Source organism: Marinobacter nauticus (assembly GCF_003634635.1).
In the GTDB taxonomy this organism is placed as follows: Bacteria; Pseudomonadota; Gammaproteobacteria; order Pseudomonadales; family Oleiphilaceae; genus Marinobacter; species Marinobacter nauticus.
Genome location: NZ_RBJB01000003.1, coordinates 1,186,456 through 1,194,714, shown reverse-complemented (window position 1 = coordinate 1,194,714; position 8,259 = coordinate 1,186,456). Strand labels below are relative to the sequence as shown.

At 53.0% G+C, this 8,259-nt stretch carries 5 protein-coding genes; all 5 read left to right on the top strand.

Going from position 1 to position 8,259, the window contains the following annotated elements; genetic code table 11:
• On the top strand, positions 1-1,206 hold a 1,206-nt coding region (locus tag C7436_RS11425; RefSeq protein WP_121207889.1), incomplete at its 5' end, for a type VI secretion system Vgr family protein.
• Positions 1,207-1,221: 15 nt separating this feature from the next.
• Entirely contained in the window at positions 1,222-1,764 is a 543-nt protein-coding gene (locus tag C7436_RS11420; RefSeq protein ID WP_011787122.1) for a DUF4123 domain-containing protein, read from the top strand.
• 39 nt (positions 1,765-1,803) lie between these two features.
• Positions 1,804-5,922 (top strand): hypothetical protein, encoded by a 4,119-nt coding sequence (locus C7436_RS11415; protein ID WP_121207888.1) that lies wholly within the window; start codon positions 1,804-1,806, stop codon positions 5,920-5,922.
• The gene (locus tag C7436_RS11410) at positions 5,915-7,081 is read left to right on the top strand and encodes a hypothetical protein (protein WP_121207887.1); all 1,167 of its coding nucleotides are present in this window, start codon (positions 5,915-5,917) and stop codon (positions 7,079-7,081) included. Before C7436_RS11415 ends, C7436_RS11410 begins: the two co-directional genes overlap by 8 nt.
• Positions 7,065-8,243, top strand: coding sequence for a hypothetical protein (locus tag C7436_RS11405; protein ID WP_228198106.1), 1,179 nt, complete (start codon positions 7,065-7,067; stop codon positions 8,241-8,243). The genes C7436_RS11410 and C7436_RS11405 overlap by 17 nt, the downstream gene beginning before the upstream one ends.
• Positions 8,244-8,259: the final 16 nt, after the last annotated feature.

Here is an 8,259-nt window from a genome sequence, read left to right as displayed (position 1 = left end):
CTGCAGGACCACGACAGCCAGACCCTGAACCGGGAATGGCTGCTCACCGCCATCACCCACACCGGCAAACAGCCCCAGGCCCTGGAAGAAGAGGGCGGCAGCGAACCCACCAGTTACCACAACACCTTCAGTGCCATCCCGGCCGACAAAACCTGGCGCCCGCTGTGCAACCACAAACCCGTGATGGACGGCCCCCAGATGGCCCTCGTCACCGGCCCCGAGGGTGAAGAAATCCACTGCGACCAGTACGGCCGGGTAAAAGTAAGATTCCCTTGGGACCGCTATTCCAAGAACGACGAACACTCAAGCGCCTGGCTGCGCGTGGCCCAGGGCTGGGCCGGTGGCCAATACGGTTTCATGGCCTTGCCCAGAATCGGCCACGAAGTGATCGTGTCTTTCCTCGACGGCGACCCGGACCAGCCCATCATCACCGGAAGAACCTACCACGCCACCAACACACCGCCGTACGCGCTGCCGGAACACAAAACCCGGACCACCCTGAAGACCAAAACCCACAAGGGTGAGGGCAGCAACGAGCTACGCTTTGAAGACGAAGCCGGCGAAGAGCAGATCTACGTGCACGCCCAGAAAGACCTGGACCTGCTGACGGAAAACAACCGCACCGAAGTCATCAAGAACGACAGCCACCTGACGGTGGAAAACAACCGCTTCAGCCACACCAAAGGCAACAGCCATCACACCGTGGACGGCGAAAAGCGCGAGCAAACCGGCAAAGACCACAGCTTCAATGTTAGCGGCACGCTGCACCTGAAAGCCGGCACTGCCTGGCTCAGCAATTCCGGCACCGAACTGCACATCAAAGCCGGCCAGAAAGCCGTCATCGAAGCCGGCGCTGAGATCACCCTGAAAGCCGGCGGCAGCTTCGTAAAGATCGATCCCAGTGGCGTGGCCATGGGGGGCGCGAGTATCAAGATGAATGCCGGTGGGGCGGCAGGTAAAGGCAGTGGGCAGAAGGTGCAGGTGCCGGAGATGCCGGGGTTGGTGACGGCTGCTGGCGGGGCAGTGGCGCCGGAGGCGTTGGCTGAGGTTAGCCAGAGAGCGAATGCTCAGCCAAAAGCCATCGTTGCCCATCGACTAAAACAGGCTCGGATGAATCGAACGGCCATTGTTGAGCAGTGCCAGCAGAAACCCGATGGCACTTGTCCGCTTGGGAACTGTCCTTGCGGTAAGAATCAGACAGCGTGATACGTGAAGGAGCCCATGGTGGTATTTGCAAAACCTTCGACTGACAAGGTGCGTTTTTTAGTGCTGGAGGCGCAGCAGAAACCATCGGTTGTGCGGTCTTTGTATGAGCAGACAGACGTTCCGAAGTGGCTTTATCTGTTTGCTGAGACTGACTGGCAACAGTATCTGGCCGAAAGCCCCGTTGTTCTGGAGGCTAAACAGCAGAGCCCGGAGTATCAGTGGGCTTTGAAAGGCTTGAAAGAGGGGCGGCTTATCGGGTTGATTCTGGAGTCCTCTGAGAGCCTTGAGTCCGTGACGAGTTGGCTAAGGGCTCGCTTGACAGTGCGCTTTGACGGGGAAAGACAGGGCCTGCTGCGGCTTTACGACCCTGAGGTATGGCAACGCTTATCTCCGGGTACTCAAGACCAGGCGGATGTGATTGAACGGGTTATTTATTGGTACGGAGAAAGCGGTCAGGAACGTTGGCAAACCACCGACAGACCAAATCTGTTCACTATGTTGCCCGTACCAACGCTTTCAGAAACTCAGTGGCAGGCATTGAACACTCCTGAGGCCTGAGTCCGAATTGATACGTTTAGAACGCAAGGAATGACAGGGATGTCTGAGAATAGTGCAAAGCAGTCTACAGCTGGTTGTAGCCCGGCCTGTGAGGGTAAATCACTGATTATCGAAGTCATGGGCAAAGAGCATCCGGAAGGGCATAGTTTCAGGATTTATGAGGAGACAGATTCTGAGCTGCAAGAAGGTCTGGAAAGTCGGATGGTTAAGGAAGACTTGGAAGAGTCGGTCCTTCATATCTGGCCATGGCAGAGTCAACCAAACCGTAACATTTGGCTGGAGATTGCCGCAGAAGAGGGTGACCCCATTCGTGTCCCTTTTCTCCAGGATGCAACTGGTATAGATCGAGAAGAAGAGCGGCAGCACCATATCATTCTCCCCGTCATTCCGACCACCCTGATATCCGGTGTGACTCTCAAGGGCCGAAACCCGGCTCACTATGTAATGTCACGGCCTGGATTTATTTATCTATTCCATGAGGGGAAGCTATGGCGTGAACTTGAAGTGCGAATGGATGATAAGGGCGTTACACGCTACCACGATGTGGCTCTTGACGATTACCGAGAGACCAACGGAGATATAAAACCTGGTTACCGAGCGGTGACCGGTGCAGGACTAGCTGAAATCTGGTTGCCGGCGAGAGTAGATGGGAAGTGGATTAACATTCACGCAGCATTCAGTGAGTCTCAATGGCCGGGAGCTCGGGTCAATTACTTGCAGCGTAAACCTTTTGTCAGAATGGATCGCTGCAATACCATTTCGATGGTTCTTGCAGAGCCAACACATGACGAGGGTGACACCGTCACTGTGAGCAGGCGCGCTAGAAACGCTTTCCTTGCGAGCTGTCTCGCGCCTCAGCGAAGTCGAAACCCTTTGGTGGAATCGCAGTTTGATCGTCCGGAAAAATACCTCTTGGATCTGACGGGAGACTACACTGCCTTATCCGAGCAGGCAGCTATACAGGTTCACCAGAGGCAGGAGGCCCCCGATCCGGAAGACCCAATATATGAAGACGAACGCCCTGAAATGACCGTGCTCGCCAAGTGTCTTCATCGAACCTTGAGGGAAGTGGAAGCAGTTGGCGATGAAACAACGGAGGCAGAAGATCGCGGTGTATTTGATTGGCCGGAGGACACCCAAAGTGCTGAGGATGTTGTTAAGGATGCCCGTGATCGCGTAATTGGAGCGATCCGAATTGATGATCCTGTTGGAAGGTTGCGATACCTGCAACAGCGCCGCCAGGTAGCCGCATGGTTTTCTAATGCTGCAGTGAGACGCGCAAAGGCACGACCTTATTTTGAATCTGCCCTGTTAGTGAACGCAGCGATTGTCCCCAGTAACTTTGGAGGGAAAATCAATCCTCTCAATAAATATATGAGGGAGTTGAATGGCGCGGGCCGGAAAGAGTTAGAGCGTTCGATCGCAGTATCTGAACGAAAACTAGCGGTGCAATATGGGAGTAATTTGCAGGAGGATTTGTTGGACCTTCTGCAACGCAGTTGGGTGCAGCATAGCTTGGTTGATCTCTTTACCCATGATGGTTATGACTACGCAGGAGCATTCTATTTTCTGTCCTCACTAATTCAGGAGGCGATTAAGGATCCAGAAGAATGTGATGTACTAGCTGCTAGGGTAGACGCTCGGAAATCCGGAATAGGTAAAGAGTGGTTGCAGAACCTCTGTCGCGCAGGGAGAAGCAACTTACTGTATTCGTTGCTTTTCCCGGACTTTGATGCCAATGACCTGGAGCGCTCCTACGAGCCTCAGGCGCAGCCCGATGAAAATTCAGGTGACGGCCAATTCCGAGCCAGTGAGTTGGCATCACTGGAAAACACCGACCTTCCAGAGCTAGACATCGTTATGACTAGGGACGGACTGGAACTGGCTGCAGCAGCCGAGGCGGGTGCGTTTGCTACGGCCTTTGCCTCCAGTCTTCGGACAGGAACCCAGGCCTTGCTGAGTATCCATGGCAGTCTCTGGGGCGCGGTCCAAAGTGCAAGTCAATCCCTGGTTAGTCACAATCAGCAACTCAAAGATGTCGACACCCAACTCAAGGCTGCGGAGTCGGAACTGAATCGATTGAGTCAGGAGAGGGTTGAGGCTGAAAAAGAAATCAAAGACGCACGGGTTCAAGCTGTTGATGAGCAGATCGAACAGAACCAACGAACTGAGCAGGCAAGGCAACAAGCGCAGGCACGTCTGAATCGGATAGCTATCCAAGAATCCGAGATTGATCGCCGCGCACAGACTCTTTTCACTCAGAGGCAGCGATTGTTCTCGCATGCGATCGAAGCACAGATGAAACTTTACGGGGGATGTTTTCAACAGCTCCGCGCGTCATTACCTTTACTTACCGGAAAAGTCAGGTTAGAGCGGCTTTCAAAAGCCGCTCAGAAGGGTTACTTCGTGATTGGCATCAGTGGCTTGGAGGACAGCGGCGGTGAAGGGCGAGCCGTAAGAATGTTTGGCGACATTACGGAACAAAGCGAAGGTGGGGTTCGAGCGACGGCCTCGACCAGCCGCACCCGTGCAAAGACTCAGGGAATACCTTCCAGTGTGGCAGACGATGCACTGGTCTTGGTTGTCCCAGAAAACGAACAGATTACAAAAATCCTGAAGCATCTCAATACGGCAGAGCGTCAGTACGCTAAGGCATTGAAAGAGCTTAATATCTGGGAACGTTACGCTGCCCAAGCATCTGACTTGTCTGCGGCGGCCACAGCAGCAGTGGCTCGACGGGTAGCAGGCGCTGAGGCGAAACTCGAAAAGGCGTTGAGTAATCTGGAGAAGGTTGATGGAAGTCTGGAAGCTGCAAACGATGCGTTCGATGATATCGAGACGAACAAGGCAGCTTTAGATGCTGAGGTGCGATCTCTGGACGATACGGTCCGGAAGGTAGAAGACAGACGCCTCTACAGAGTACTCAACTCACCGCTTTTGCCGACTGCTGTGATGTTGATGGAGCTGCATAATGTCACAAGTGTTACGGCTGAATTCGACAGAGATTATAGGGTAATGGGCAGTGGCAGTGCCCGTATCGCGGTTGCGAGCGCTTATTTTGATATAGCTTATGCCTCTGCAATGCTGGTCGAACGCTTTATGCACAATGTGGCTCTTGTTGAACGAGTGTCGAAAAAATTGTTGTCACGTGAATGGAACGGCCGATTTGCTCAAGCGTTCGCGAAGGTTTTTGGCGGTCCACCAACCTGGGGCAAACTCTTCGGCGGTGCAGGCGGTCTCCTGATGGCACTAGACTACGGCTTGGACGCGGAGTATCTGTATCGCATGGGTAATACTGGAGGAGCGGTGGGAGCTGGAATTGTGGCTGCAGGTGGGGTCGCATTAGCAATTGCCAGTGTTACGGGATCTACAGGACTATTATTTCTGGGGCCAGCAGGCTGGCTGGCTTTGGGTGTAGTACTGGCACTCTCTGGTACCGCCATGATGGCGTGGTTCAGTGAGGAGTCTATAGAGATATGGATGCGCCATGGACCCTTTGGGCAGATGGCGGAGAAGCCTTTTCTGAAAGAGCCGCGTGAAGCCTATTATCGTCTAATCAGTTTGTTAATGGGGGTTAGTGTCGTAATCGAGCCGAATCCTCTGCGAGGAAAGGCGCTTCGGGGAGAGTTGGACGAGCAAGACGAAAACCGGTTAACAGCTCTCCGCGAGGCGAACACAAGGTTGAGGGTGGAAAGCGCGATTCCCGGCCTGTTTAGGGAAGTTGAGATGGTAGAGGTGAAGTCTCATCTGCAATTGGTAGAGACGATGGCAGAGAGGGGGTATCTGCTAGGAGTAAGCGATATGTCTAACACAAGGGTTTTGCCAATTGCAGAGAACGAGTCGCAGGCACGTGTATTGCTCGAGGAGGAGTTTGCTGGCGGAACCTACGTTTATTTGAGTACCCCTTATACAAAAAATACTGAATCTCAGCGCTGGTTGGGAGCAGTCAATTTGACGGAAACCCGTTCATATCATTGGAATGTCCGGCTCCAATTGCAAATTCAAGCCAGAAAAGGGGAAGCGCCCATGGTCTTTCCTGCGCCTGATCCGGAAGACCCGCTGGTCTACAATAGGGATGATTTGAAGCATTCCGAACCGGACTTCACAAAAAAAGACCGCCCGTTCTGGTATGACGAAGAGGTCCGTTATTATGGATAGAGCAAGGAACGCTTCGTCAGCTGATGGCGAGTATTACGGTGCCAATGCTTACCATCCCGAATCAGTACCCGATCAATCTATTCAGCTTCAAGATTTAAATCACTCCGAGCTGGCGCGCTCGGCTAGCTTTCGATTGCCTTGGGGAACCACCCAAGACGTGATGCCGTCAAATCTATTTGCCCGTTGGCGGCCAGAGGCTCTTCGAAGAATCGAAAAGCGCGAGGATCTGCTTGCTGAAGCGGGTGACCAAGGTCAGTTGGATCATGAGAGCATTTGTTATGCGCCGTTGGCTTTCCGGTCGAAGCTGGTTAATGCGTTTGAACTATACGGCAAAGCGTTCTTCTGGGTCTCGATACCGCTTGTTCTGGTAGTGTATCTGGTGGAGTTAAGTCATGCCTCGTCCAACGAGTCTTGGCTTACCGTATTGTTAGGCTTCTGGAATTTTGCGCTGGTTTTAATGGGCATTCCTGCCTGTATGTGGCTGTCAGCGACAATTGCTTTTACCCTCTTCCCGCGATGGTGTGTCAAAGCTGGGCGTGGTCCCGAGTGGGAACTTAACCGTCGAACTGGAATGGTTCGTACTTGGCACTATAGGCGTAGAATTCCGTTGTTCTGGAACTATCAGGAGACCGTCACTGAGACTCCGTTTTATGAATTTGATGGCTGGGTGGCCGGCGGTGCGACACAGTATGGGCCTAGGTTTGACTTCATCTTGTGTCACCGATATAGCAAGCTCAAGGTTCATATCGGAGACATCCTGTTAGGTTGGCACCAATCTCCTCGTCCATGCTACGCACTCTGGGATTTCCTCCAAAACTATATGGATGTGACGCGGCCATTACCTGAATTCCCAGTGCTGGAGCCCCATCGACACAAGGATCCTGTGACCGCCGAACATGATAGTGAGGCTGGCCGTCCGGAACGTTATTGGCGGGACATGGATGACAAAACCTTCCAACAAAAAGAAGACGAGATGCTCGGTCGGGTTTTGCGCATCAACACCGAACAACGCCCAAACCTGATGGCCAAGAAGGTGCGATATGCGCACATGACGCCGGAAGATATGTTGGCCTATGGCCGTGGTTCACGACAATCTCGTCAGCGTCGAGCAAAATCCGGATTGAAGAAAGAGCCCATCCGGAGTGTTCCTTCAGATTAGTAAGTGGCGGTTTCCGAGCCTGCGTATCACGTTGCGCAACAAGAACTATATGGATATGAGCCTACACTCACCCCGGGAGGAATTTAATGTCTCTGAGCCCGGATTCAAAGGCCGTAGCAAACTCGCGGGTTCCACCTTGGCGAGTTATTACTGCTCCTATGCTTATCGCCCTGACGCGATTCCCGAGCAAAGCAATCAAACTCAGGAATTGAACCGAACCGGATTAGATCGCTCAGCCAGCTTACGTTTACCGTGGGGTAATACTCGTGAAGTGATGCCACCCACCTTCATGTCAAGAAACCCGCCCAAGAAGTTGCGGCGCCTGGAGAAAAAAGAGGATCTGGCAGAGAAGTACGGACTTCACGTTGAGAGTAATCATGAATGCTTCCGGCATGCACCATTGGCTCTCCAGGCTCGATTAGTGAGTATAATTAGTGTTACAGGTGCGTTATGGGCCTATATTGTTTCTCCATTCGCTTTTTTTATGTTGGTCTTAATAACCTTGTTTGGTGAACGTGAAAGGAACTGGTTAGACTACTCTCTGGACCAAGCGTTGCCCTATTTGATTTTCCTTGGAGGCGGCTGGCTTCTCATTTTGATGGCCAAACTGGCGTTACGCCTCTTCCCGACATGGCTTTTACGGAATGGCCGCGGTCCTGAGTGGGAGTTCAACCGTCGCACCGGCATGATCAAGGTCTGGCAATACCCGAAAAAGTTTCCTTTTCTCCCCAGAAAGCCGCCGGTAGTGGTTGAAAAGCCCTTCTACGAATTCGATGCCTGGTGCTGCGCGAGGGTGGATCGCTTTGGCACTTTGTTTGACCTGGTGCTTTCCCACCGTTACAGCAAACTGGATGTTACCGTTGGCGATATTCTCGGCGCCCACGGCAGTCCCACCATGTGTTACGCCTACTGGGATTTCATTCAGAACTACATGGACATCACCAGGCCGCTGCCGGAGCTGCCCTTGCTGGAGCAGTATCGACACCTTGACCCGACCACCGCAAAGCACGACCAGGCGACGGGCCGTCCGTCACGTTACTGGCGGGATATGGATGATAAAACCTTCAAGCAGAAAGTGGACGACATGTTTACCGATGTCTCCATCATCGATACCACACGCAGGCCCGACCTGATGGCGGCAAAGCTGAGTTATGCGTCCTGACTTGTGAACTGGGGGC